23 protein-coding genes, 1 tRNA gene and 1 pseudogene are annotated in these 25,037 nt (G+C 56.3%); 19 read left to right on the top strand and 6 right to left on the bottom strand.

The genetic code is table 11. The features are described 5' to 3' along the window. Positions 1 to 280 precede the first annotated feature (280 nt). Together CKW25_RS11290 and CKW25_RS11285 are read left to right on the top strand one after the other, a co-directional pair. Complete coding sequence (locus tag CKW25_RS11290; protein ID WP_095079264.1) at positions 281 to 1,477, top strand: amino acid aminotransferase; 1,197 nt, start codon at positions 281 to 283, stop codon at positions 1,475 to 1,477. A 337-nt stretch (positions 1,478 to 1,814) separates the two neighbouring features. Further along, a complete protein-coding gene (locus tag CKW25_RS11285; RefSeq protein WP_095079263.1) occupies positions 1,815 to 2,018 on the top strand; it encodes a hypothetical protein in 204 nt (67 codons plus the stop codon). Positions 2,019 to 2,024: 6 nt separating this feature from the next. Here CKW25_RS11285 and CKW25_RS11280 read toward each other — a convergent pair whose 3' ends face one another. After that, a complete protein-coding gene (locus CKW25_RS11280) occupies positions 2,025 to 2,258 on the bottom strand; it encodes a hypothetical protein (RefSeq protein WP_095079262.1) in 234 nt (77 codons plus the stop codon). Between the two features lie 253 nt (positions 2,259 to 2,511). Here CKW25_RS11280 and CKW25_RS11275 point away from each other — a divergent pair. Next, positions 2,512 to 2,587 (top strand) — tRNA-Asn (locus tag CKW25_RS11275). Between the two features lie 174 nt (positions 2,588 to 2,761). On the opposite strand, the gene CKW25_RS11270 is transcribed toward CKW25_RS11275, so the two are convergent. Next, on the bottom strand, positions 2,762 to 4,288 hold the full coding sequence (locus tag CKW25_RS11270) for a nucleobase:cation symporter-2 family protein (protein ID WP_095079261.1): 1,527 nt from the start codon (positions 4,286 to 4,288) through the stop codon (positions 2,762 to 2,764). 212 nt (positions 4,289 to 4,500) lie between these two features. Then, positions 4,501 to 5,331: an arylamine N-acetyltransferase gene (locus tag CKW25_RS11265; RefSeq protein WP_095079260.1), complete on the bottom strand. Its 831-nt coding sequence runs from the start codon at positions 5,329 to 5,331 to the stop codon at positions 4,501 to 4,503. Between the two features lie 265 nt (positions 5,332 to 5,596). Between CKW25_RS11265 and CKW25_RS11260 the strand changes: the two genes are divergently transcribed. Beyond that, positions 5,597 to 6,127, top strand: coding sequence for an N-acetyltransferase (locus CKW25_RS11260; RefSeq protein WP_095079259.1), 531 nt, complete (start codon positions 5,597 to 5,599; stop codon positions 6,125 to 6,127). Positions 6,128 to 6,137: 10 nt separating this feature from the next. Continuing rightward, positions 6,138 to 6,629: an HIT family protein gene (locus CKW25_RS11255; RefSeq protein ID WP_095079258.1), complete on the top strand. Its 492-nt coding sequence runs from the start codon at positions 6,138 to 6,140 to the stop codon at positions 6,627 to 6,629. Here CKW25_RS11255 and CKW25_RS26660 read toward each other — a convergent pair whose 3' ends face one another. Both CKW25_RS26660 and CKW25_RS11250 read right to left on the bottom strand, forming a co-directional pair. Further along, entirely contained in the window at positions 6,630 to 6,791 is a 162-nt protein-coding gene (locus tag CKW25_RS26660) for a hypothetical protein (protein ID WP_172736485.1), read from the bottom strand. Between the two features lie 295 nt (positions 6,792 to 7,086). Beyond that, the gene (locus CKW25_RS11250; protein ID WP_095079625.1) at positions 7,087 to 8,664 is read right to left on the bottom strand and encodes a GGDEF domain-containing protein; all 1,578 of its coding nucleotides are present in this window, start codon (positions 8,662 to 8,664) and stop codon (positions 7,087 to 7,089) included. A 232-nt stretch (positions 8,665 to 8,896) separates the two neighbouring features. On the opposite strand from CKW25_RS11250, the gene CKW25_RS11245 reads away from it, so the two are divergent. Then, a complete protein-coding gene (locus tag CKW25_RS11245; protein WP_095079257.1) occupies positions 8,897 to 9,538 on the top strand; it encodes an HAD family phosphatase in 642 nt (213 codons plus the stop codon). Positions 9,539 to 9,606: 68 nt separating this feature from the next. On the opposite strand, the gene CKW25_RS11240 is transcribed toward CKW25_RS11245, so the two are convergent. Then, entirely contained in the window at positions 9,607 to 10,272 is a 666-nt protein-coding gene (locus CKW25_RS11240) for a ribonuclease T2 (protein ID WP_095079256.1), read from the bottom strand. A gap of 175 nt (positions 10,273 to 10,447) precedes the next feature. On the opposite strand from CKW25_RS11240, the gene CKW25_RS11235 reads away from it, so the two are divergent. The 13 genes and pseudogenes from CKW25_RS11235 (at position 10,448) to CKW25_RS11170 (ending at position 24,617) form a co-directional block, all read left to right on the top strand. Continuing rightward, complete coding sequence (locus CKW25_RS11235) at positions 10,448 to 10,936, top strand: hypothetical protein (RefSeq protein ID WP_095079255.1); 489 nt, start codon at positions 10,448 to 10,450, stop codon at positions 10,934 to 10,936. Positions 10,937 to 11,442: 506 nt separating this feature from the next. Further along, positions 11,443 to 12,282 (top strand): UTP--glucose-1-phosphate uridylyltransferase GalU, encoded by an 840-nt coding sequence (gene galU / locus CKW25_RS11230; RefSeq protein ID WP_095079254.1) that lies wholly within the window; start codon positions 11,443 to 11,445, stop codon positions 12,280 to 12,282. Between the two features lie 141 nt (positions 12,283 to 12,423). Then, positions 12,424 to 12,660 (top strand): hypothetical protein, encoded by a 237-nt coding sequence (locus CKW25_RS11225; RefSeq protein WP_095079253.1) that lies wholly within the window; start codon positions 12,424 to 12,426, stop codon positions 12,658 to 12,660. A gap of 115 nt (positions 12,661 to 12,775) precedes the next feature. After that, positions 12,776 to 13,185, top strand: a pseudogene (locus CKW25_RS11220) (IS110 family transposase); the annotation flags it as partial. A gap of 990 nt (positions 13,186 to 14,175) precedes the next feature. After that, positions 14,176 to 14,967: an ABC transporter permease gene (locus CKW25_RS11215; RefSeq protein WP_256577961.1), complete on the top strand. Its 792-nt coding sequence runs from the start codon at positions 14,176 to 14,178 to the stop codon at positions 14,965 to 14,967. A gap of 11 nt (positions 14,968 to 14,978) precedes the next feature. Continuing rightward, positions 14,979 to 15,632: an ABC transporter ATP-binding protein gene (locus CKW25_RS11210; protein WP_095079252.1), complete on the top strand. Its 654-nt coding sequence runs from the start codon at positions 14,979 to 14,981 to the stop codon at positions 15,630 to 15,632. Between the two features lie 49 nt (positions 15,633 to 15,681). Beyond that, positions 15,682 to 16,788 carry an ABC transporter permease gene (locus CKW25_RS11205; RefSeq protein WP_095079251.1) on the top strand — a complete coding sequence of 369 codons (1,107 nt, stop codon included), beginning with the start codon at positions 15,682 to 15,684 and terminating at the stop codon, positions 16,786 to 16,788. Next, positions 16,781 to 17,872: a polysaccharide biosynthesis/export family protein gene (locus CKW25_RS11200; RefSeq protein WP_095079250.1), complete on the top strand. Its 1,092-nt coding sequence runs from the start codon at positions 16,781 to 16,783 to the stop codon at positions 17,870 to 17,872. Before CKW25_RS11205 ends, CKW25_RS11200 begins: the two co-directional genes overlap by 8 nt. Positions 17,873 to 18,278: 406 nt before the next feature. Beyond that, positions 18,279 to 19,022 carry a DUF6270 domain-containing protein gene (locus CKW25_RS11190; RefSeq protein ID WP_095079248.1) on the top strand — a complete coding sequence of 248 codons (744 nt, stop codon included), beginning with the start codon at positions 18,279 to 18,281 and terminating at the stop codon, positions 19,020 to 19,022. A gap of 2 nt (positions 19,023 to 19,024) precedes the next feature. Then, positions 19,025 to 19,813 (top strand): DUF6270 domain-containing protein, encoded by a 789-nt coding sequence (locus CKW25_RS11185; RefSeq protein ID WP_095079247.1) that lies wholly within the window; start codon positions 19,025 to 19,027, stop codon positions 19,811 to 19,813. 66 nt (positions 19,814 to 19,879) lie between these two features. Beyond that, entirely contained in the window at positions 19,880 to 20,782 is a 903-nt protein-coding gene (locus CKW25_RS11180; protein ID WP_095079246.1) for a hypothetical protein, read from the top strand. Between the two features lie 134 nt (positions 20,783 to 20,916). Next, entirely contained in the window at positions 20,917 to 22,992 is a 2,076-nt protein-coding gene (locus CKW25_RS11175; protein WP_095079245.1) for a CDP-glycerol glycerophosphotransferase family protein, read from the top strand. Between the two features lie 926 nt (positions 22,993 to 23,918). Then, positions 23,919 to 24,617 (top strand): acyltransferase, encoded by a 699-nt coding sequence (locus tag CKW25_RS11170; RefSeq protein ID WP_095079244.1) that lies wholly within the window; start codon positions 23,919 to 23,921, stop codon positions 24,615 to 24,617. Positions 24,618 to 25,037: the final 420 nt, after the last annotated feature.

Here is a 25,037-nt window from a genome sequence, read left to right as displayed (position 1 = left end):
GATTTCAACGGATGTCGCAGGGAAAAATCATGATAACCGTTGATGTGGTGCCCAATGCCTATGGTTTCAAGGTAAACGTCCTGCATACGCCCTAAGCGCCTGACATGACAATAAGACTAACGGTCGAAAAATAATCCGAAAAACTTGGCCGAAAAGCCCAAACGCCTGTCGCCGCGCCCGGTGATGGCCTCTATACTAGCTCCCCGTTTGTGCACCGCTCTAGTGCATTCGGCTGGAGCGCCACACGTCCCTCCACATTCCATTCAGAGCCGCCGCAATAATGAGCCTGTTCTCCGCTGTCGAAATGGCACCACGCGATCCAATCCTGGGCCTCAACGAAGCATTCAACGCTGACACCCGTACCAACAAGGTCAACCTGGGGGTCGGTGTTTACTGCAACGAGGAGGGGCGAATTCCACTCCTGCGAGCCGTTGTCGAAGCCGAGACGATTCGCGCCGCTCAACACGCCTCGCGCGGCTACTTGCCAATTGACGGCATTGCCGCCTACGACCAGGCCGTACAAAAGCTGCTGTTTGGTGCCGAGTCGCCGCTGCTGGCCGCAGGCCGGGTTGTTACCACCCAGTCCGTCGGCGGTACCGGCGCGCTGAAAATCGGTGCCGACTTCCTCAAGCAACTGCTGCCGAACGCCGTTGTGGCCATCAGCGACCCAAGCTGGGAAAACCACCGCGCGCTGTTCGAAACCGCCGGTTTCCCGGTGCAGAACTACCGCTACTACGACGCCGCCACTCACGACGTGAACCGCGCCGGCCTGCTGGAAGACCTGAACGCCCTGCCCGCCGGCTCCATCGTCGTGCTGCACGCCTGCTGCCATAACCCGACCGGCGTCGACCTGAGCCCGGCGGACTGGAACAACATACTGGACGTGGTCAAGGCGAAAAACCTGGTGCCGTTCCTCGACATGGCCTACCAGGGCTTTGGCGACGGCATCGACGAAGACGCCGCCGCCGTGCGCCTGTTCGCCGAGTCGGGCCTGAACTTCTTCGTTTCCAGCTCGTTCTCCAAGTCGTTCTCGCTGTACGGCGAACGCGTGGGCGCACTGTCGATCGTCAGCGAATCGAAAGAAGAAAGCGCGCGCGTCCTGTCGCAAGTCAAGCGCGTGATCCGCACCAACTACTCCAACCCGCCGACCCATGGCGCCGCGATCGTGGCTGCGGTACTGAACAGCCCTGAACTGCGCGCCCAATGGGAACAGGAACTGGCCGAAATGCGCCTGCGTATTCGCGGCATGCGCACGCAGATGGTTGATCTGCTGGCCAAGCACGCCCCGGATCACGACTTCAGCTTCGTCGGCCGCCAGTGTGGCATGTTCTCCTACTCCGGCCTGACCGTCGAACAAGTGACCCGCCTGCGCACCGAGTTCGGCATCTACGCCCTGGACACCGGCCGCATCTGCGTTGCCGCGCTGAACCAGAACAACATCGACGTGGTAACCAAGGCCATCGTTGCGGTGATCTAAGCCACGCCCGCGACAAGCAAAGGGGAAGCCGTCTGGCTTCCCCTTTTCGTTGTCGCCCGGAAAATCACTAGACTAAAAGATCCAGGGGCCCTGATGCTGGTCAGTCAAGAAACGTCTTGAAGTGAGTGAGAGGACCGTGGCGAGGGAGCTTGCTCCCGCTGGGTTGCGCAGCAGCCCCAAAACGATCGCCGAGTTCATTCTGAAAGACCGCAGTAACATTGTTGGGCGCGCTTCGCACACCAGCGGGAGCAAGCTCCCTCGCCACGGGGGATGCATTGAGCAACCCTAGCCTTGACTGACTGGCATAATCCAGTGGCCCGCCCTTTCGAGAGATCCCATGAAGAACGACGATTTACGCGCTGACCGCGACGATGAGCTGGACCACTTCACCCCCCGCCCCCAGGCCAGGCGCGGCAACAACCTGGTGCTGCAAGTGGCGGCCGGGGTGTTTCTCGGCGGCCTGGCCCTGTGGCTGGTGCAACTGGTGGCCACCTCGCTGTATGCCAAATTCCTGCTCGGCACCGTTACCTTCGGAGGTTAAGGCCGATCAGCCCGCCAGTTCGCTCGAGCGCTGACTGGCGGCGTCGTCATACGCCACATACAGCGATTCGGCGACCTGGCTTTTGATCGCCTTGGTGCTTTCCAGTCCCAGCACAAAACCTTCAGCCTTGCCGCCCGCACGGTTCAGTTCGTCAGCGGTGCTGGCCTGAGTGATCGCATCAAAAAGTTTCTCGGCATGCGGGCCGACGCCCTTGGGCAGGCTGATCTGGGCGATGCTCATGCAAACACCTCGCCCGGCAGGATAAACGTGAACAGTGGCTGATGAGTCATGACGCGTACCTTTTCGGCTGAGGGCCGGCAGCGCGTGAAACCACTTCCGGAGGGGCATGGTAGACCTCCATCACGTTTCTGGTAACCGCCAATGGCGGATAACCCCCTTCTCATCCCTGAATCACCACCGCTCACCCGAAAAATCTGCCATTCGAGCAACTCACGCTTGACTTGTCCTTTTTAATCAGTAACATACGGTGCATTCCGCGATAGCTCAGTTGGTAGAGCAAGTGACTGTTAATCACTGGGTCCCTGGTTCGAGTCCAGGTCGTGGAGCCAGACAGCAAGACCCAAAAGCCCCTGAATCGAAAGATCAGGGGCTTTTTTGTGCCTGACAGAAAGGCGACTGACTCCCCCTCTGCCGCTGGCTTGCCGAAGCGCGTGTCGGACAGCACAGACAAAAAAGCCGATCTGCTGACTCAGCAGATCGGCTTTGTTCACTCATGACAACCGTCAGACATGCTCACTGCTTTTGGCATGCACCGGACGCTGTCCTGGCGCGCCATGACCATGATCATCCTCCACCACCACCGGCACTTCGTTGCCGTCACAGTCGTGCAGCTTGCCATCGGCGAAGTAATCGCCTTCGCGCAAGGCGGCCAGGTCCTGGAAGCGCAAGGTGCGCTCGGTGCCGGCGGCGAATACCGATTGTTGGTCCGAGTTGCCGGTCGTGAAGTGGTTGAACGTCAGGTTCAACAGGATCGCCATGATCGCCGATGAACTGATACCGGAATGGAAGATGGTGGCGAACCAGCCAGGGAAGTGATCGTAGAAGTTCGGTGCGGCGATCGGAATCATGCCGAAGCCAATGGAGGTGGCGACGATGATCAGGTTCACGTTGTTACGGTAGTCGACCTTGGACAGGGTACGGATGCCGCTGGCCGCCACGGTCCCGAACAACACGATGCCGGCGCCACCGAGTACGGAGGTCGGCACGGCGGCAATCACCCGGCCCATGAACGGCAGCAGCCCCAGGACCACCAGGAACAGGCCGCCGGTGGCGACCACGTAACGGCTTTTGATCCCGGTCACCGCCACCAGCCCGACGTTCTGGGCGAAGGCACTTTGGGTGAAAGAGCCGAAGATCGGCGCGATCATGCTCGACAGCATGTCGGCGCGCAGGCCGTTGCCCAGGCGCTTGGAGTCCACCTTGGTGTCGATGATTTCACCGACCGCCAGGATGTCCGCGGAGGTTTCCACCAGTGTCACCATGACCACGATGCACATCGACAGGATCGCGGCGAAGTGGAAGGTCGGCATGCCGAAGTGGAAGGGTGTCGGGAAGCCGAACATCGGCCCTTCGCTGACGCTCGAGAAGTCGGCCATGCCGAGGAATACCGCGAGCAACGTACCGATCACCATGGCCAGCAGGATCGACAAGCGAGAGATGGTGGCGCTGCCGATCTTGCTCAGCAGCAATACCAGCATCAGGGTCACGGCCGCCAGACCGATGTTCGCCATGCTGCCGAAATCTTCGGCGTGACTGTTGCCCCCCATGGCCCAGCGTGCGGCCACCGGCATCAGCGTCAGGCCGATGGTGGTGATCACGATACCGGTGACCAGGGGCGGGAAGAACTTGGTGATCCGCGAGAACACCGGGGTGATCAGCAAACCGATCAACGAAGCGGCAATCACCGCCCCCAGGATCGACTGGAAGCCACCCTCGCCGCCACTGCTGACAATCGCCACCATGGTCGCGACACCGGAGAACGACACGCCCTGCACCAGCGGCAACTGACAACCGAAAAACGGTAGACCCAGGGTTTGCAGCAACGTTGCCAGCCCCCCTGCAAACAACGATGCCGCGATCAACAGACCAATGTCTGCCGGAGAAAGCCCGGCCGCCTGGCCGATGATCAGTGGTACCGCAACGATACCGCCATACATGGTCAGAACGTGTTGCAGGCCGTAAGCCATATTCGCGCCGACCCCGAGGTTTTCATCCTCGGGCCGTTGGTGTGAAACAGAGGGCGTTTTCATCGTGGGGGGTTCCCTGGGTTTTTGTTATGCGCACACTGTATTCAAGAGTCCAAACAAATGTCCATAGAGTTGTATACAACTTACCGGTCACATTATCGACAGGCGTCCAGATTCGACCCTTTTAAGCCCTCTGGCACGGGCCTGTGAGGCGATACCCTCTGTCGAAAAAAAAGCTGATCAACTGATCAGCTTTTTTGGTTTTCCCGGGCGATTCACTCCGAGGCGCTGATCAACCCCGCGATCGTCGCCTTGAGCGCCGGATGCTCAGGTACCCGCAATTCGAACTCACTGCGCAGTAATTCAATCAGCTCATCGGGATCGCAGATTTCCCGACGCTCGCTGGCGCCACCCATGTGGTGGATGGCAAAACTGCCGTTGTTCAACGTTCGACGCACGCCCTCCCCGGTACGCGCTGCCATCAAGCGCTGAAGAAAGGGGGATTGGGGATGGGTCGAGACATACCAGTTACCGATCTCGTAATCGATATCGCCCTGGCGCTGCAGGTCGAACACGTACATTGCCCGCCACTCACCGGCGACCCTGGCGCGCAAGGTGTAGCTGTCGCCGTCCCGGGTGATGCGATAGGGCTCGTGGGGCGTGGCTTGCTCTTCGTCGGTGTCGAGCAACAAGGGGGCGGTGGGCACCATGCCGCCGAAGCCGACGTCGGTGATGTAGCGCACCCCGTCCAGGGTCAACAGGGTCAGGCGATGGGTACGCGCCGCCCAGGCGTCTTCAGGCGCGTTCATCACCACGCGGCCGGTGATGCCGCGCACCTCGTACCCCAGGTGCTGCAACAGTGTCATGTAGAGATTATTGAGCTCGTAGCAGTAACCCCCCCGCCCCTCGTGCAACACCTTGCGCTGGATCGATTCAAGGTCCAGTTGCACAGGTATCCGGGCCAGCGGCGACAGGTTTTCAAACACGAAGGTGCTGGTATGGCGTAGCTGCAACGCACGCAGCGTTTCGAGGGTGGGCGCAGGTGGCGCGGCATAGCCCAGGCGTTGCAGATACAACTCGATGTCGTTGAGAACGGGCAAGCTCATCACGGACTCCTTGCTCATGTACGTTAACCGGGCCCCTGAACCTCGCGGCGCCCGACCGATGGGCGAAAGTTATACGGCATGCACCCTTGGCGCCGACAATTGATTTCACCAATCAGCCGGTTTGAAAACGCTCTGGACTCGCCAGAATCCTGGGTGCCAACACCTCAAGCGCTGCTTGCCAACAACCTTCGGCTTGCTTGTAATAGCGCCCAGCAAAGCGCCACCCGCAACCTACTCATTCGAACCCGACGATAAGGACATCGTAATGCCTTCCTCGCTCCACTACCGCCTCGGTGAGCCTTGCGATGCGCTGTGCATCAGCGGCCTGGCCACCCAGGTGTTTCTCGACACTTACGCCACCGACGGCATGCGCGCCGACCTCGCCGAGGAAGCCCTGACGGTGTATGCGCCCACGCAGTTCGACACCCGCCTCAAGCACCCCGACACCCGATTCATCCTGGTGGAACGCGACGTTCACCTGCTGGGCTTTGCCGAAATCGTGGCCCACGCCGAAGGCCCGATGCCGCACCTGTCGGCAGGCGCCGAACTGGTTCGCCTGTACGTACAGCGCCATTGCCATCGACAAGGGCTGGGGCGGACGCTGCTGGAGAAATCCGAAGCCCTGATGCGCGAAGCCGACCTGCCTTGCCTGTGGTTGAAAGCGTGGGCCGGAAACCTCCGCGCCCGGGATTTTTATCACGCGCAAGGATATGAGGACATAGGCGGTACACACTATGAATTTGGCGGTAATGCCTACGAGAACCGGGTCTTCAGTAAGCAGCTATCGACACGGTGACGAATCGACCATGAACATCGACCCACGCTTCATCGTCCACGAAACCGAGCACTGGATTGTCAATCACCGAATCAACTCGGCACTGCCGGGCTACCTCATGCTCGGCGCACGGTCGAATGTCAACGCGCTCCACGAGCTGCCGGACGCGGCATTGGCGCAGTTGGGGGGGCTGATGGCCCGCACCCAGAAAATCGTCGAGACTTGCCTGGCACCGAAACACCTGTACATCGGGCGCTACGGGCACACACCCGGGCAGCCGATCCACTTTCACTTCATCCCGGTTTTCGAGTGGGTTGAAACACTGTTCTGGCAGGACGAACGCTATCGCCTGCTCGAGCACTACGCCTCGCCGAGCCCACAGACCCTCACCGATGGCGCGGAACTCACGCTGTATGTGTGGCGCGAATTTTGTGAACGCCCTGACCCACCTCCAGCACCCGGGCTGTCCACCGGGCAGACCATTGACCTGCTGCGTACGGCCTTCGATACATCGGCGCCCTGACTACAGACGCTTCACCGCTGGCGGATTCCACTTGCCGTTCAGCGCCTCGGGTTTTGGCCCGTACAAACGCATGGTCAGGTTGAACGCCCCCTTGGACGCGAGCAGCCAGGAAAGCGCGGCAACCGTCAGCGCAACAGTCTTGAATGTATTGGGTATCGACATGAGGGTGATCGTCCGTGTCATGAAGAAGGGAGGATAGCGTGGGTAATGCCGATCAGTTAAACCAAAGACCAGCCGAACATAGTACCCGTGGCGAGGGAGCTTGCTCCCGCTGGGGCGCAAAGCGGCCCTGTTTTGGGGCTGCTACGCAGCCCAGCGGGAGCAAGCTCCCTCGCCACGGGCTGCGTGTTCGGCTTTATCTCTCTTAACTGACCGGCATTAGGGTAGCGTGGGGCGCAGTTCAACTGTCGTTGAGAACCCGCAACCTACCGGCAACAGTGACCGCCGGACACACGCCTCACTCCGTGACTGCCGCCCGCTCCTTGACCCGCGAATCGATTTCGACCGACAGCACCACGGTGCGGTTTCTGCCAAAGTTCTTCGCCTGGTACAACGCAGCGTCTGCCCGTTCGATAAACGCTTCAATACTGTCCCCGGCCCTGGGCACGAACGCAAAGCAACCGAGACTGAGCGTCAGATAGCCCGACGGTGCACCGCAATGGATGATGTGCATGTCCTTGATAGCGAGGCGAATGCGCTCGGCAATGGCAAACGCCCCCTTGATGTCGGTGTCGGGCAGCAACACGGCAAACTCTTCACCGCCGTAGCGCACCGCCAGGTCGGACTTGCGCTGGCAATGGCGCTTCACCACACCGGCCACCTGTGCCAGGCACTGGTCCCCCGCCACGTGCCCGTAGGCGTCGTTGAAGCGCTTGAAGAAATCGATATCGAGCATGATCAGGCTCAACGGGCGTTGCTGCCGGGCGCCACGGGAGAACTCGATGTCCAGCGCCCGCTCGAACAAGCGCCGGTTGGCCAACCCGGTCAGGCTGTCGTGGGTGGCGATCACTTCCAGGCGCTCCTGTGCGGCGCGCAAGTCCGCCTCGATACGCTCGCCGTTGCGCACTTGCTGCACGAACACCCAGCCAAACAGACCGACGCCAAGCACTACCAACGCGACAATGACACTCGATTGCACGGCATTGGCGTACCACACCCGAAGGATCGCCTCCTCGGGCACGGCCGCCGAGACCACCAGCGGATAAGCGTCCAGCTGGCGATAACCATACAAGCGCACCACATTATCCAGGACCGAGCGAATCAGCGCATTGCCGGACGGCGCTTGCGGCAGGTACCGGCTGAAAATTTCTCCCTGGGCCAGCGACTCGCCGATACGCTGCTCCTCATACGGACGCCGGGCCAGCAAGGTGCCGTCTGACAGCGCGAGAAACATCGAGCCGTTGTCGTGGAGGTCAAAGCTTTTGAAAAACTGCTCGAAATACGCCATGCGGATCCCGGCCAACAGCACACCCTGGAACTCGCCGTTCCGATCGTTCACGCGCCGCGACAGCGGAATGATCCACTCACCGTTCTGCCGACTGCGAACCGCCGGCCCAATATGGGCCTGCAGCGACGGGTTCTGCTGATGGAACTTGAAGTAGTCACGATCCGCCACCCCTTTGCGACGCGGTAGATCGCTGAACGAGGTCACCACCCACTGCCCGTCGCGGTCGAACAGAAACAGCCCGTGCAACGGTTCGAGGGCCTGCACCCGTCGCGCAAAGGTGTGCTGCAACAGCCCGAATTGTGCCGCGCCAAAGCCATCGGCCGAAATCCAGTCGACCAGACTGGTGACCACCAGGTCGGCTGCCAGGAACGTATCCTGGGCTTGCTGCGCCATTGCCCGGGTGAGGTTCGCCGAGGCCAGTCGAGCCTGGGTCAATTCGTGCTGCCGGGACTGCTCCAGTTGCAAGTAGAGCAAGCCACACAGGCACAAACAGACCCCGACAATGAAAGTCACTGCAGCCTTGCGCAAGGGCAAGCGCTTGAGTGGATCACCGCTGGCGTAATGGAGGTCGTGAATCGGAGTAGGCAAACGCATCATCCTTGACGGTTATGGCATGAGCAATGGCCCAGCCCCCCTAGTGCGCGGAGCTTAGCTTACGGCAGTGACGAGGGGCAAATGGTCACGCTGTCACAGTGCCTGCAATCCGCCGCAGTCCATCGGGTGCCGCCACCCTGCAAATACCGACGACTCGAAACACCTCTGCTAGGATGAGACCGCCCAAGGACGACACGCTCGCCAAGCCGATCAATGGAGGAAAAGCATGAGTACATTGAACCATCCCGCAGCCATCGACACTGTGGTATTCGACCTCGGCAATGTCCTGATCCGCTGGAACCCGAGAAACCTGTACCGCAAGCTCTTCGGCGATGACGTACAGGCCATGGAGACGTTCCTGTCCGAGGTCTGCCCGCCCGCCTGGAACGAACAACAGGACGCCGGCCGATCCTGGGAAGCCGGGATCGCCGAAGCCATCGCGCGCCACCCATCGCAAGCGGCGCTGATTCGCGCCTACCGCGAGCGCTGGGAAGAAACCCTCGGTGGCGTCCTGGAAGGCAGCGTACGGATTCTGGAGGAGTTGCATGCCAAGGGTATCCGCCTGCTGGCCCTGACCAACTGGTCGGCCGAAACCTTCCCCATCGCCCTGGAACGCTTCGCCTTCCTGCACCGGTTCGAAGGCATCCTGGTGTCAGGCGCCGAAGGCATCATCAAGCCGGACCCGGCGATCTTCCAACTGCTGAAATCCCGCTACCAGCTCGAAGGACACCATGCGGTGTTCATCGACGACCACGCCCCGAACATCGAAGGTGCGCGCCGGGAAGGCTTCAACGCACTCCAGTTCAGCAGTGCCGAGCAATTGCGCAAAGACCTGGCGGCGCTGGGCTTGCCTGTCGAACAGGCTTAGGCGGCCTGAATGCAAACAGGGAAGCGTCGCTTGCCGGGCGCTTCCCTGTTCACTTGAAAACGGCGGACCTAGCGAACCGGTGGCACCCGGATATCCCCCGCGCGACACTGGTTTTTCACCCCCTTGCCACAGGCCTGGAACGACAAGTCCTTGCCCATGCACACCCGTACCTCCGACAACTCCGGTCCCCGACAGATCACCGCAATGCCATCCTTGCTCATGCCGGGATTGCTCTGCCGGAACATCTGCGCAATGTCCTGCGCCGAGAAGTAGACCTCCTTGTGGAAGGGTTGCAACTGATCCGGGATTTTCACCGCGCCGACCGCCTTGTCCGCGGCCGCCAGGTAACCCATGGCCCCGAGGCCGCTGCAGGTCCCGTGCTTCGACCACTCATGCTTGAGCAGTGCCGGCGTCACAAACAGCGTCAGACCGCGCGCGCGCTCGGCTTGCGACAACCCCACCTTCGGCTCGCAGGACTGCGGCCAGCCGCCCTGGGCGTACTGCGGCCACAGGCCGTGGAGCACGAAGCCATAGCCCTTGCCCGAGCACTGGGCATTTTCCGGGCGAGTCAGGCAAAAAGTCGGCGACCAGGAGAGCGCCAGCACGTAATAGTCAAACGCCCCCGCCATCGACGCACTCTGCGGCTGACTCTGACGGGATTGCGGCGCCTGGTTCATGAACACACTGACAGCCGTCAGCACACAGAGCACAACCAGGGTGTACAGTTTTTTCATTAACGCACCTGAGGGCGAAACCGGGGTGGGCGTATTGTGACGGCTGGCGGCTGAAGTCCAAGAGAAATTCTTCCTGAACCGAAATCCGCCCGGCGCGAGTGACTGGCAATCGCCCCTCCAGGTGAAGTACCTTGAAGTGACAACGACCACACTTACAGCACGATAGGAAATCGGTATGAGTAAGGCAGATGAGCTCGCCACAAAACTGAAGCAAAAACAGCAGACCCGTGCGGACGCACAGGCCTGTGCGGACCTGGCGATTGAGCACTGGCCAACACAGGTCTATGAAATGTACCACCAGTTGGAGACGTGGCTGGAGCCACTGACCGAAGCCGGCCTGAACATTCGCCGGGTACCCACCCGCGTGTTCGAAAGCCTGCCGTCCGGCGAGACCTTCAACTATGCCATCGACAAGCTGCAGATCGAGGGTAACCACCACACCATCACCCTCGACCCCATTGCCCGCTTCATCATTGGCGGCACGGGCCGGGTCGATATCCTCGGCAAAACCAGGGACCTGTACATCCGCCGCTCCGAGAACGACCACGGCGAGGCGCACTGGCAGATCCTGACCGTTGCCCGTACCGGTCAGGCACGACCGGACCCGGTGGCGCTCAATGAAGACAACTTCCTCTCGGTGATCCAGGAAGGGCTGGCGCTCTAACGCTTCGAGAAGGCCCGCTTGCCGCCCCTCCCTGCCAACCCGAAAAATGAGCGACCCCTGAGGTTAATGCCAGTCAGTTAAGGCTAGGGATTGCTCAATACATCCCCCCGTGGCGAGGGCGCAAGCTCGCGCTGGGCTGCATAGAAGCCCCCCAAAAAACTATCGCCAAGTTCATTCTGAAAGACCGCAATAGCTTTGTTAGGGGCGCTTGCTTCCTGAGCGGGAGCAAGCTCCCTCGCCACGGGCCCCTACTTTTCTTGACTGAACAGAGCACTGGTGCCGCCGCTGGGCAAGCTTCGATATCGGTTACATGGCTGCCAATCCTCCGTGTTGGGTTGGTTGAACAATGCAGGTGGCCGGTATAAGCCGGGGTTTCGTGCCTCGTAACTATCGGTGGCAATATTTCTCTATGGAGGTATCGGTTAGTCCCGCCGGGCATTGAAAGGTGCTCGACGCCTGATTAGACTGCGCGGAAATTAGGACGCACAGATTTATCAAGGACTCTTATGATCAAGAAATGCTTGTTCCCGGCAGCTGGTTACGGCACTCGTTTTCTGCCAGCGACTAAAGCCATGCCCAAGGAAATGCTGCCGGTGGTGAACAAACCACTGATCCAGTACGGCGTCGAAGAAGCACTGGATGCCGGCCTGACCGAAATCTCCATTGTCACCGGCCGTGGCAAACGCGCCCTGGAAGACCACTTCGACATCAGCTACGAGCTGGAAAACCAGATCAAGGGTACTGACAAAGAGAAGTACCTGGTCGGCATCCGCAAGCTGCTGGACGAGTGCTCGTTCTCCTACACCCGTCAAACCGAAATGAAGGGCCTGGGCCACGCGATCCTGACCGGTCGCCCACTGATCGGTGACGAACCCTTCGCCGTGGTACTGGCGGACGACTTGTGCGTCAACCTGGAAGGCGACGGCGTACTGACCCAGATGGTCAAGCTGTACAAGCAGTACCGCTGCACCATCGTGGCGATCCAGGAAGTAGACCCTCAGGAAACCCAGAAGTACGGTGTGATCGCCGGCGACCTGATCGGTGATGACCTGTACCGCGTGCGCAACATGGTCGAGAAGCCAAAGCCTGAAGATGCCCCGTCCAACCTGGCCATCATTGGTCGCTACATCCTGACGCCGGACATCTTCAAACTGATCGAAGAAACCGAGCCAGGCAAAGGCGGCGAGATCCAGATCACCGACGCCCTGATGAAGCAGGCGCAAGACGGTTGCGTGATTGCCTACAAGTTCAAGGGCCAGCGTTTCGACTGCGGTGGCGCTGAAGGCTACATCGAGGCGACCAACTTCTGCTTCGAGCACTTCTACAAGACGGGCAAGGCTTACTGATAGCGGCGTCACCGTCCTGTACTGAAAAGCCACCTTCGCAGGTGGCTTTTTTATGCAAGGTGACCGGCATGTACGTTTTTATGTGGCTTGGTGATGGGAATGCTCCAGCTCCTCGCCCACTGATTGATCTAGGGAAGTTTCATGAAACGTAATTTTGAGGCAGCAAGGAAAATCCTTCTGGCTGTACAGAGTAAGGCGTGCTCAGAAGGTATCGACCAGCTTCATTTAGAAGGGCACGTAACTCGCGAGTTGGGCGTAGATCCTGACGATTATTTCTACAACTCCAAACTTCTGATCAATGACGGCTATCTCCTACTTGATCACGGAACAGTTCAGATGACTTGGTCTGGTCATGATTTGTTGGACAGCTACAGTTAGGAGTTCGGTTTTCCATTGAGCCCCGCCATCGTGCGGGGCTTTAATGAGATGGTCACCCCGACACCCTGCGGGGGCTACGCTTTCGCAGAGTGTTTTGTTTTCGGAGACCATCATCATGAGCGAGTTAGCATTGGTCGGCATCGACCTCGGCAAGCACAGTTTTCATCTTCACGATCAAGATAAATCAGGTCGAGAACTGTTTCGCAAGAAGCTCTCCAGGCAACAGATGATGAGGTTCTTCGGCAACCTTCCCGCCTGCTCGGTGGTGATGAAAGCCTGCGCCGGCGCGCATTTCGTCGCTCGCCAGCTGATAGCTACGAGACATCAATCCAAGCTGATTTCCCCGCAGTTCGTCCGACCTTTCGTCAAGGGCAGCAAAAACGATTTCGTCGATACCGAGGCCCAACAGACGCTTTCAGTACTACATCGCCTGCGTGAGTCGCTGGTGCGTGACCGCACCAAAACCACCAACCAGATGCATGGTTTCCTGCTGGATTCGGTATCAGTCTACTCAAGGGGTTGGCGACACGCTCACTCAGTGAGCAATGGCAGATAGAAAACCGATCTGCGCACGCGACGTATCAAAACAATCCAGTCATATTTGAAGAGCGGCACCGGGTCATTTCAGCGCTCAACTTCGACTGTTAGATCTCTCTCCTCAATCCCTGATACGTGGCATCACCATCAAATCAGGATGACGAATGTAATTGGATCAATACACGCGCATTACTTAACACCTGATCAAGGTTACACAGTCAAAAAATCGCACGCCAAAAAACCGACAAATAGCACACCACTTCCGGGGTTACTTGATCGAGGCGCAATAGTGCACTGACATTGAATGTAGCTCGCATTATGATAAAGTGATTTCAAGGCTGTTACCCCAACAAACCTGACCGGTACAAATCAGTGTGATACACGACAATGCAACGCCGTCATCGCGCGCCAAGCGTAAACGGTACATTCGTACCAATACCGTTCGAATTGAAAAGTCCTGTGCCCTGTAGCCCTGAATCGCCTCCCGTGAGGGGCGCGCCTTTCAGATGTCTATACACCTCAGAATCAGGGGCTTGCAAGGAGTCCACTGGTGCGATGTATCCACTCCCCCACGGCAGTTGTTGGCAATAAACCTGCTGACCGGCAGATTTGCGAACGAACAGCACGTGCACACTTTCAACATAATCAATCAACAACAACCTAATTTGACACAATGATATCACTTTGGTATCATGGTATTTGCGATACGCAACTCTATCATTTATGTGAGACTTGACTTTTCCACATGGAACTTCCTGCCATGAATGTAATACCTCCATATAGGAAAATAGGCAGCTGAATGCAGGTTGTAGGGAATGCTTCTCCCTTGACGCTAATACCACCCAGCGATTAATCTCCCCGCCCCTAGAGCAAGGAAGCTGCCTGAATCCCCCAAAACACCGCGCGGGACACGGGCTTTTCCTGAAATGAATTCACCGGCGTGCCTAGGCACGCTGCTTCGCTGTGCGGTAACTATTCTTGAAGCCTCGTTCCTCCTTCCAGATTCAAAAATCAGTCATCTTTGCCCTGATGCTGCGCGAGGCCCGTGCCCGTTTCGGCGACCGCCGCATGGGCGCGGTCTGGACCCTGATCGAGCCGATCTGCCACCTGCTGATCTTTACCCTGCTGTTCTCGCTGATTCGCGGCCGCACCGTCTCCGGCGTTGAATACCCGGTATTCGTGCTGGTGGGGATGGCACCCTTCCTGCTCTACCGCAATACCGCCCTGCGGCTGATGGACAGCTTGCGGGAAAACCGTTCGCTATTCGCCTATAAACAGATCAAGCCGCTGGATACCTATGTCGCTCGAGTGCTGGTGGAAACCTGCATCAGCGCTACGGTCTACGCGATCCTGGTGTTCGGTTTCGCCTGGTACGGCTTCGACATGTCGATACACAGCCCACTTCAATGGGTGGCGACATTGGCTCTCGGCCTGCTATTTGCCTTTGGCCTGGGCATGTTGTTAGCACTGATCACCCACGCTCTTCCCAGCCTGAAGGTGATCATCCGGATGGCCTTCTTCCCGCTCTACTTCATTTCCGGCGTGCTCTTGCCGGCAGCCTACCTGCCACAAGCCATGATGCCCCTGCTCCTGCTGAACCCGTTCTTGCACCTGGTCGAACTGATCCGTGCCGAAGTACTGCCGCACTACACCCCAGTCGATGGCGTGTCTGAAACCTACGTGATCACGTTCACCATGATCTTGCTATTCGTTGCCCTGGGCAGCTACCGCGCCCGCCGGCTGCACCTCATTTCCACGAAAAACGGCTGAGGACAGGCAACGTGTTCGAACTCAAGAATGTCACCAAATCCTACCTGACCCCTAAAGGGCGTCGGTTTGTGTTCCGCAACCTGTCACTGTCGATTCCACCGGGCAAGAACATTGGCCTGATCGGCCGCAACGGTGCAGGCAAGTCGACCCTGATGCGCCTGCTCGGCGGTGCCGACATCCCGGACTCCGGCACCATCGTCACCGACCAGAGCATTTCCTGGCCAGTGGGCCTGTCAGGTGGTTTTCAGGGCAGCATGACCGGGCGCGACAACATCAAGTTCGTCTGCAGGGTCTACGGCGCCGAAGGCGAAGCCATGCGCGAGAAGGTCCGTTACGTCCAGGAGTTCGCCGAAATCGGCGACTGGATCGATGAACCGATCAAGACCTACTCCTCCGGCATGCGCTCACGCGTGGCCTTCGGCCTGAGCATGGCCTTCGACTTCGACTACTACCTGATCGACGAAGTGATGTCGGTGGGTGACGCGCAGTTCAAGCGCAAATGCGCCGAAGTCTTCCGGGAAAAACTGCAGCAATCGAAAGTGGTGCTGGTTACCCACACCATGCCCGAAGTCGAAAAAATCTGCGACATCGTCCTGCTGGTACGCGATGGCGGCATCCAGATCTACGAGGACGTCGCCGAAGGCATCAAGGCCTACAACACCTGATCCCCCCCCTTATATCGCAGCACCGTTCCACTTCAAGGATGCATCACATATGAGCAGTACGGGTAAACTCAAGGGCTGGCGCCTGGCAATCGGCCTGGTGGTCCTGCCACTGGCCCTGGCGGCCATCTACTACGGCATATTCGCCATCGACCGCTATGTCAGCTCCGCCCAGGTGGTGGTCCGCCAGGATGGCGGCAACCAGGGTGCGGCAGTGCCCGGGCTGGCAACCCTGCTGACCGGCACCAACCCGGCCTCCCGGGAAGAGACCCTCTACCTGCGCGAGTACATCGTGTCCATGGACATGATGCTGCTGCTGGAAGAGCGCCTGCACTGGATCGAGCAATATGCCGCCCAGCGTCGCGACATGTTCTTCTGGCTGGACCAGGACGCCGAGCGCGAAGACCTGCTCAAGTACTACCAGCGCATGGTCTCGGCGCACTATGACGAAACCACCGGCCTGCTGCGGGTCGAGGTGCAAGCCTTTACCCCTGAGCTGTCGGAGCAGATGCTGCGCACCATCCTTGGCGCCAGCGAACACTTCGTCAACGAAGTCAGCCACAGTATCGCCCGCGAGCAAATGGCCTTCGCCCGAAGCGAACTGGAAACGGTGCGGACCAACTACGCCGAGCGCAAGACCGAACTGCTCGACTTCCAGTATGACAACAAGGTATTGGACGGCGGCAACACCGCACAGAGCCGTGCCACCATCATTGCCGACCTGGAAGGCCAGTACACCAAGGAGCAGGCAGTGCTCACCGAAATGCTGTTCAAGCTGCGGGCCGACTCGCCCCAGGTCAGACAGCAAAAGCAGAAAGTCACCGCCATCACCCAGCAACTGGCCAAGGAAAAACGCCTGCTGGTCTCCTCGCCCGATGGCTCCCAGTTGAACGTGGTCGCCTCGCGCTTCCAGCAACTGACCCTGGACGCCGGCATCGCCGAAGAAAGCTACAAGACAGCCGTCGCCGCCCTCGACAACGCTCGTATCGAGGCCAGCAAAAAGATCCGCACCCTGGTCACCGTGGTCAGTCCGAACACCCCACAACTGGCCCTGTACCCAGAGCGTTTGTACAACCTGGCAACCATCCTGCTGGGCCTGCTCATGCTGTACGGCATAACCCGCTTCATCCTGGCTTCGATCGAGGATCATCGTGATTAAATCCCCTGCTGTCTCCCCTAAGTTCAACCTGAAACTGGCAGCGCTGGCCCTGGCAACCCTCGGCCTGGCCGGATGTGGCGGCACGCTGTCGGGCGCAGGCCCGTACAAGGGTGATATCGAAACCAAGAACGAGTCGTACAACCTGGTCGAGATCAACGCCAACACCATCGCGCCCTACATGCGCGGTGCCGAGCGCCCCGTACAGTCGAGCATCGCCAAGCCGGTCGCCCCTTCGGCGCACCTGATGGCTGGCGACACCCTTAGCGTGCTGATCACCGACAACGCACCGGAAGGCTCGGCCCTGTTCGCGCCACTGTCCACCGGCGGCACCCAGCTCAAGACCCGCATCGACGACCAGGGCATGATCTCCCTGCCCTACGTCGGTCGTCAGTTCGTCGCCGGCATGACCCTCAACCAGGTTGAGAACATGATCCGCAAGCAGCTCAAAGGCGTGACCACCGACGTGCAGACCCACGTCGAACTGGTCGGCGACCTGTCGGGCTCGGTACTGGTCGCCGGCGCGGTCAAGTCCCCTGGCCGCTTCAGCACCCTGCAAGGTCCGCTGACCCTGCTCGACGCCGTCAACCAGGCCGGCGGCCCGGTACTGGAACCACACCTGGTCAACGTCACTGTACGCACCGGCAGCCAGGTCCAGCAGTTCAACTATGAAGACGTACTGGCCGGCAACAACATGGTGCTGCGCCCGAACTCGGAAGTGGTCCTGGACCGTGCACGCCAGCGCTTTGTTGCCATGGGCGCCGTCGGTGAGCCCGGCCTGAAGGACATGCCGGCACAGAACACCAGCCTGCTGGATGCATTGGGCAGTGTCGGCGGCCTGCGGGAAGCCAATGCCAACCCGGAAGGTGTATTCGTATTCCGCATGGGTGAAGCGTCCAACCCGAAACCTACGGTTCTTCGCTTGGACATGCGTGATCCGGCGGCAGTGTTCTATGCCCGTCAGATCATGATCAAGCCAGATGACACCATCTATGTAACCAACGCAGCAATTTACGAGTGGCAAAAGGTTATTTCGCCAATTGTGCAGACCATGCTGCTGGGTAACGCCACTGGCGCTTACAAGTAACTTTGATTTTTGATCACCATTAGGGAATTTTCATGATCCCGGCATTAGTTTCTGGCGGCTCCAGCTCCCGGTTCTGGCTGCCGTCTCTTGCGATGCACCCGAAGCACTGCCTGACACTCAGTGCTGGCCGGCTATCGCGCCTGGCGGAAATCTAGGATGGAGCACTACCCCCATTGCGACCAGCAATGAAGAGCATCATTTGCTTGTTGCCGAGCAATGCGGTGCTCTGGGCATTGTACTCAGCACCATCCTACTCGAGGTGACCGGGAGAAATACGGCGCCAGCCATCGCTGGCGCCGTACTGACTGCACTTCACGTTTCGTCCATGCTGGTCCGTCGAATACTGAACAAGGCGCTGTTCCGACCAAACAGACCTATACACCCAACCCAGAATCAGGAAATATAAATGAAGATAGGAATAATAGGGTCGGAAGCTACTCGTGGAATATTTCTGTTCAACTCTATCGGAACAACGCTGTATAAGACGGATATTTTAAGCTACCAAACGACTTGCATCAGCAATGTAAAACCGCCCATTAAAAAAGGCATCGACCTGACATCACTATCAGCTTGGGACAGGAAGATGATCGAGAACAACCTGTACAAAGTATGGATGCAGAGACTGAAAGATTTCTCGCCATCCGTCGTGATCTTCGATTTTGTCTCAGACGTGATGTATTCGAGCATCCCTTATGCAGGCAGCGAGATAACAAAGAACCCTATCATCCTGAAGCACTTTAAAAATGATCTGGCCGACCAGGCATCCATACACCTCAATGAAGAAACTTTCTTCAGTAGCTGGCTGGCTGCCGCGGAACTGCTTATCAAGACCGCCAAGGAGATATGCCCCAAAGCGCTGATTGTCCTGCACAGCGCACAACTGCTTAACACTTACGTTGACAAAGAAGGCATTCCGAGAAAAGTCCGAAACAATGACTACGAAACCAAGAATGGTCTTCTGGCAAGAATAAACATCGAAGCAGAGCGCCTGGCTGACATCACCATCAAAAGTGATCCGCTCAAGTTTCACGGACAAGAACTACATCCGTGGGGAATCGGGGTTGCGAAGTATGAAACCAAGTACAATACGCACATGCTTGGAGTCCTTGCCAACAAATTACTAGAACACAAATTCGGCGAGATTGAATAAGAATGGAAACGACAAAAGTTGCAGTTGTTGGAGCATGTGTAACCAGAGACTGCTTCAACAGGAGCTTCGTCCCTTTCTATCGGGAAAATTTCGAGTGCGTCTCCACTGTCTGGCAATCATCCTTTATTTCTCTTGTCTCGCCGCCGACTAAGGTAGCCGACCAAGAGCTTGCTGGACGACTGAATGACAAGCAGTTGGCTTACCTGAAAGAAGACATCGAGAAGGAGCATATCAGGAAGCTTGTTGCGCAGAAGCCGGATTACATCATCCTGGATCTATATGCCGATACGCATTACGGGACCTGCCTCATCAATGGCACCCCTGTGACATGCAACCCCAACAGCCTAATGAAGACAAATTTCTACAAACTGAACAAGGACAACCTGACCGCTAGCAACCTGCTCAACTCTCCGGAACAATTTTCAAAGGTCAAGGATGCGTTCTACCGATTCATAGAGCTCATGCAGCACTCGCTGCCTAATGCTCGCGTTATCCTTCACCTATTCGAGTTCACGGACGCCTATATCAACAAGAAGGGAGAGAGCATCAAGTTTGAAGGTTCGAAATACGCGTACATAGAGAAAGCCAACACTCTATTGAACAAATTTTATGCTGAAGTTCTTAAGGAGAGAGAAATCACTACCATAGATATGCGCGACAGGTACTACCTGGGTGACGAAGGCTACCCATTTGGCTTGGAGCCCTATCACTTCGAAAGACAGTACCAACTAGATTTCATCAGTAAATTTTCACTCATCTGCCACAAAGATAAACTGAGTAGCGGAAAATAATCGGTGCTCTGGCGAGTTCCAGCTCCGCACCCTTTTGTCCCTGTAATAAAATTTGAAGGATCAAGCATGTCTAATGAAAGCGACTTTTTCGGCGAATTCTCAGCCGTAGGCAACACATTTGACGGAGTACCTCCCACCTTCCATGGCAAAAACTCTCTTAACTTCAAGGGGTTGGATTGCCGCATAATACTAGGTGAAAACGTTACTTTCGAAAATGTTCGCATAGAAATGCTTGGCGGCAGCGCATCCCTAATCGTGGGTGACAACGTCAAACTCAATGGACTGATTCAAATAGCCCCGAACAGTAAGATTGAAATCGGGGAAAATACTGTCTTCAATCGACTGTCTCATCTGAGCGCTTGGGAAGGCGCCTCGATACAGATAGGTAAAAGCTGTCTCTGCTCCAATGTGGAAATCAGAACATCTGATATGCACTCCATCGTGGACCTGATCAGTGGTGACAGGATCAACCCTGCCAAGAGCACCGTCATTGAAGATCACGTTTGGCTCGGTGAAAGCGTAACCGTTTACAAAGGCGTCACTGTCGGCCATGGCTCTATTGTGGGCGGCCATTCCGTCGTAACCTCCTCCGTGCCGAGTTATACAGCGGTTACCGGTGTTCCGGCCAAGATCATCAAAAGCCGGGTGAGTTGGCAGCGAGAGCTGATCCCGACTTTCCCACTGGAGGCCACACCATTGCCTCAGAAGATAGCGAGCAAAGAAGATATGGCGCAGATCATCAAGGATGGTCAGGCCAAAGAGCTCATTTTCGATATCGATTTGTTCATGAAGAACACAGGCACCAACTTCGAGGATCTCGAGGGGTACGCGCAGTTTTATTATGCAAGATCCCAGTATCTTTTCGGAAACTTCAAGACTGCAAGAAAGCTTCTGCAGACCGTCATATACAAAAATCCCAAGCACAAGACCGCCATCGAACTGCTTGGAAAAATACCTGCTGAGCTATAAGCTTCCGAGAGCGAATGCTTGGCGAGTCAATCGCCAAGCATCTCAACGGCATGGAAATCTAAAGTTTCGACAAAGCTAGCGATAGCTCAGAGTTCGGACCAATCCATTGTTCTCAAGAACGGAGTTCTTTAAATATGGGCGAAGTGCTCGGAAAAGCCCCTCTCAGCGCCAAAAGCATAGTAACGTTCGAGTTCACCGCCACGGGGATCAGGATCCTCATCCCATCAGATCAAAAAGCCAAAGATCCAGCTTTGGCTCTTGAGCATACAAAGTCCGGAAAAACCTGGAACATAGAGAAAACGGCAAGTGGCGTACACAGTGAGACCTGGCTAGTACCGTTCAAGGCACTTGAACTCAACGGTTCTTATCAGTTTCGTTATATCGACAAGAGCAGTAGCTCCAGTCGCGTGCTCGGAAAAGAATTAGCACCCTCTTTGAAATCGGATGCCGAGCGCTTTATGCAACGCACGTTTTTCCCGAGAGCGGGCGAACTTCACAATGCGGAATTATATGTTCCCTATACAAAAAAAAGCGCTAGACTGCGCGTCCGCAAAGCCTTCGCTCACGTTGAAAACGTAAAGTCCCTGGAACACCTCACCGTCAAGTCCATCACCCAGAAAAATGACGAATTCAGAATTATCGGAACCGCCTTTGTTCCGGGAATCCCCTCTCTTGATCTGAAGCCCTTTCTTATTTTGAGAAATGAATCGGAAGATGAAGTTCTGCGTATTCCTGGGGAAAGAAAACGCAGCATGGGCAATCAAAATCGATACGGCTTCCCCGATTGTGACTACACCGACTCTGGCTATCTGTTCCGCATCCCCAAGACGGACTTCTCCACCAACGAAAGATTGAAAGCCCCCAGTCGATTGAAGGTCTGCATCTCTCTTGTTTCCGAAGATGGCGCGAGCTACGAAAAGACGCTGAAATCCACACCCGCGTCCTTGAATTCAAAGCTACGCACAATTGTTTCAATGAAAGGTTTTGCAAGCAATCATATTCTATCCGTCATTTCGGCAGCGGCGAACGATGAGATTTTCATCACTCACCGGATTGAAGAAGATGTACTGTCTCGTTTCAACAAATTCAAACGAGCTCTGGCATACAAAGCCTACAACACGCTAGGGAAGCCGGAGTCAGACGCTTGGCTGCTGTATGAATTCGAGTCTTCCGCAGCGCAAGATAATGCCTTGGCACTGTTTGAGAGCCTGCGAAGCAACAGAAAGGACCTGAATGTAAAGTTCATCATTGATCGCCGCAGCCCTGATGCAGCCAAGCTGAAGAGGCATGGGCGTAACGTCATTGCCAAATATAGTCTCAGGCATTACTGGTCACTTCTAACCGCACGAATTCTCGTCTCCTCCCAATCTCGCTACCATGGATACCGCCTAGCCCCGCCCAAGAGTGACCCCATTGGCAGGCAAATGGCCAAAAAGCCTTTCGTCTTTCTGCAGCATGGCGTTATCGCCCTGAAGAAAATCTCGTTCCATAGAAGCAATCCGCGAGTAGCCTGCGACCTATTCTTTTCCTCAACAAAGCTCGAGCAGGGAATCATATGTCGTGAATATGGATATGAGCCACACGAGGTTCCAGTGGTAGGGCTTCCTCGATTTGATAAGCTCGTAGACAGGTCTGACTCGGCCAATGAAATCTTGATCATGCCGACATGGCGGAAATGGCTACAGCGCGCGAATAGCCATAGCTTTAAGTCCAGCGACTTCTTCAGAAACTACATATCCTTCCTAAAGAACAAGGAGCTCTCCGATACTTGCAGCCGCCATGGAATAAAACTCAAGTTTTATCTACACCCCATGATCTCCAAACATATCGACTGCTTTACGGATCTACCTCCACATGTCGAGATCGTGTCAAACGGACAAGAGCCGATCAACGAACTCATGATGAAGGCGAGAATGCTGGTAACCGACTACTCTTCGATTGCCTGGGACTTCATGTATATGAAAAAACCCGTGGCTTTTTTTCACTTCGACTTGCCGGCCTATGACGAAGCCCATGGTGCCTATTTCGACTTGAAAAATGACTTGGGGCGTTCTTCAGCAAAAAACCCGAATGAGTTGACTGCATTAATCAATAGCTGGGCGCACGGTGAAACATGGCCTGCGCCTACGATAAATGAATTCCTTCACACGGACCGAAACAACTGCTCACGGGCGATTGAAGTCATTGAGGAACTGTTGGCAAAAGGCTGACCGCAAACGGGGCAGGTCCGGGATTTGCCCCTCTGACCTGCAAGCGCGCCATACCTCCAATTGTCATGATGGACAGCACAGTCAGCCAAGCATATTGGCAAGTAACTCCATGGCAGTACGCACATCATATATTCCACTGAAGCCATGTGTGGAGTTCGCTCTAGTGCGTGGTCTTGCTCTGCGTATCGTAGATTGTTTCAGTTGCTAGTCAGATAGCCGATGGCATTGCCCAAGGCGTTTTGGGCGGCAACCTGGGGCTAAGCCGCCCTCTCAACTGGCCCAGCACCTGCAGGCTGCGCTCCTGGCGACCGACTTGCCGTAGTACCAACTCTGAACCTTCCACACGGTACCTGCCGTCAGCAGCACTAGCAGCATGCCAGCAATGACCGCCTTCTAGCGCTGCGGAACTCACGGCACACCCTTGAAAAAGATATGGCGACCGAGCTTCAGTATCTGCCTGGTACCGATAACCCAGACCGAGTGCTTTGGGCATGGCGGTAGCGTAATAGTGTGTGACCCCACCGGCACGGTACCGACGATAACCTGGTCAGCAACAATCTTTGTTTGAGCAAACTCGCGGGAGGGATCAGCTTCGACCCGCTAAGATAGGCGCAATCCGGGTCGCTCTTGCTCCAACAACTGAACTGCTACGGCTTCTGACACACACCGGCATAACCTTCCCCCTGCCAGGACCTGCCCGTGCCTTCGTTCAAGCGGCTGCAGATCGTCCAGGTCACTACAAGTCCGACCTGCCACCCCCTCCCCGCGCGCCTAACCCCGCAACGCGCGCGAATGTCCCGCGCACTATCAGTAGAGACCCTGTTTTTCTCCAGACAAAAAATACCACTGAGTGGCGGGCATTGGTCATGACGTGTAATAATCGACCTCAATTATCGACGAACAACATTGGCAATTTAGGGCTTTAAATGAAGCAAAATCCAATCACCTTAAATTCAATCTCATCATACAAAGATGAAAACAACAACGAAATAATATGCGAAGAAGAAATACCAACCTGCAAGGTAGTATTTCTCGGGAAAAACAATAAGCTCATTGTAAAAAAAGGCTCAAGAATAAAAGGGGGTGTTTATTTCGACTGTGACAATGGAGTTTGCAACATAGGAAAAAATCGATTTAAAGGGGTTATAAGACTAGGGCAAGACTGCACAATCAACATAGATGACCAAGTAACATGCACAAATACTTGCTTAATCACCACAGCAGAAGGAATTACTGTAACAATTGGTGAAGACTGCATGCTGGCGTCCGAAATACAGATACGCGCAGATGATGGACATCCAATTTTTGACGTCTCCACTGGAAAGCGTGTGAACATGCCGAAATCGGTTTCTATTGGGCCGCACTCATGGATAGGAGGTAGAGTGGCGATCTTAAGCGGTGCCCAGATTGGCGAAGGGAGCGTAATAGGTTTCGGTAGCGTCGTGAAAGGGAAGATTCCTAATAACTGCGTTGCAGTTGGCGCACCTGCAAAGGTAGTCAGAAAAAACATTGCATGGGAGCGCCCTCACTTGAGCCATGTCGAGCCTTACTACAAACCAGACGCGTCATTCGTCAAGAAGTCGAAGTACTGGAAAAACACCGTTGACAATCCACAATACTCATAAAACTTGGATGAATCACGCTACTATTGAAGAGTTTTGAATTGCACCTGCAGGCGAAGGCGAGTAATTGTCGAACAGCTACAGCACCCCATTGGTACCATTTACAATAAAATTGTAGCTGTCAACCGATCTGCGCAGGTAATCTCTGCCTAGCTCCGACCAGATTAGCAGACCCAGGAAGACGTGCACGTTCCGTGCGCCAGCAGTAGACTTTGAAGTTAATGGCATATACTTACTTCCATGTCTAGTCCTGAAATCGGGTTACATCTGCTTCAGTCGTAAACGCCCGATGCACCGTATCCGATCCATGAACTACACCTACCGCCAGAAGCGCTTCGTGTTTACCGTGGCATTTCTGGCGAGCAGTTCCATGGCAGCAGCGCTTCATAGTCTTCAATCGACTGCGCATGCGGCAAGCGCTCC

The sequence above is a fragment of the Pseudomonas sp. Irchel s3h17 genome, from assembly GCF_900187505.1.
In the GTDB taxonomy this organism is placed as follows: domain Bacteria; phylum Pseudomonadota; class Gammaproteobacteria; order Pseudomonadales; family Pseudomonadaceae; genus Aquipseudomonas.
This window is presented reverse-complemented; position numbering and strand designations above follow the sequence as displayed.

What these genes read in the sequence shown, in the direction of transcription:
- CKW25_RS11290 (WP_095079264.1), top strand. Translation starts at nt 281, where the DNA reads ATGAGCCTGTTCTCCGCTGTCGAAATGGCACCACGCGATCCAATCCTG.
- CKW25_RS11285 (WP_095079263.1), top strand. Translation starts at nt 1,815, where the DNA reads ATGAAGAACGACGATTTACGCGCTGACCGCGACGATGAGCTGGACCAC.
- CKW25_RS11280 (WP_095079262.1), bottom strand. Translation starts at nt 2,258, where the DNA reads ATGAGCATCGCCCAGATCAGCCTGCCCAAGGGCGTCGGCCCGCATGCC.
- CKW25_RS11270 (WP_095079261.1), bottom strand. Translation starts at nt 4,288, where the DNA reads ATGAAAACGCCCTCTGTTTCACACCAACGGCCCGAGGATGAAAACCTC.
- CKW25_RS11265 (WP_095079260.1), bottom strand. Translation starts at nt 5,331, where the DNA reads ATGAGCTTGCCCGTTCTCAACGACATCGAGTTGTATCTGCAACGCCTG.
- CKW25_RS11260 (WP_095079259.1), top strand. Translation starts at nt 5,597, where the DNA reads ATGCCTTCCTCGCTCCACTACCGCCTCGGTGAGCCTTGCGATGCGCTG.
- CKW25_RS11255 (WP_095079258.1), top strand. Translation starts at nt 6,138, where the DNA reads ATGAACATCGACCCACGCTTCATCGTCCACGAAACCGAGCACTGGATT.
- CKW25_RS26660 (WP_172736485.1), bottom strand. Translation starts at nt 6,791, where the DNA reads ATGTCGATACCCAATACATTCAAGACTGTTGCGCTGACGGTTGCCGCG.
- CKW25_RS11245 (WP_095079257.1), top strand. Translation starts at nt 8,897, where the DNA reads ATGAGTACATTGAACCATCCCGCAGCCATCGACACTGTGGTATTCGAC.
- CKW25_RS11240 (WP_095079256.1), bottom strand. Translation starts at nt 10,272, where the DNA reads ATGAAAAAACTGTACACCCTGGTTGTGCTCTGTGTGCTGACGGCTGTC.
- CKW25_RS11235 (WP_095079255.1), top strand. Translation starts at nt 10,448, where the DNA reads ATGAGTAAGGCAGATGAGCTCGCCACAAAACTGAAGCAAAAACAGCAG.
- galU (WP_095079254.1), top strand. Translation starts at nt 11,443, where the DNA reads ATGATCAAGAAATGCTTGTTCCCGGCAGCTGGTTACGGCACTCGTTTT.
- CKW25_RS11225 (WP_095079253.1), top strand. Translation starts at nt 12,424, where the DNA reads ATGAAACGTAATTTTGAGGCAGCAAGGAAAATCCTTCTGGCTGTACAG.
- CKW25_RS11205 (WP_095079251.1), top strand. Translation starts at nt 15,682, where the DNA reads ATGAGCAGTACGGGTAAACTCAAGGGCTGGCGCCTGGCAATCGGCCTG.
- CKW25_RS11190 (WP_095079248.1), top strand. Translation starts at nt 18,279, where the DNA reads ATGAAGATAGGAATAATAGGGTCGGAAGCTACTCGTGGAATATTTCTG.
- CKW25_RS11185 (WP_095079247.1), top strand. Translation starts at nt 19,025, where the DNA reads ATGGAAACGACAAAAGTTGCAGTTGTTGGAGCATGTGTAACCAGAGAC.
- CKW25_RS11180 (WP_095079246.1), top strand. Translation starts at nt 19,880, where the DNA reads ATGTCTAATGAAAGCGACTTTTTCGGCGAATTCTCAGCCGTAGGCAAC.
- CKW25_RS11175 (WP_095079245.1), top strand. Translation starts at nt 20,917, where the DNA reads ATGGGCGAAGTGCTCGGAAAAGCCCCTCTCAGCGCCAAAAGCATAGTA.
- CKW25_RS11170 (WP_095079244.1), top strand. Translation starts at nt 23,919, where the DNA reads ATGAAGCAAAATCCAATCACCTTAAATTCAATCTCATCATACAAAGAT.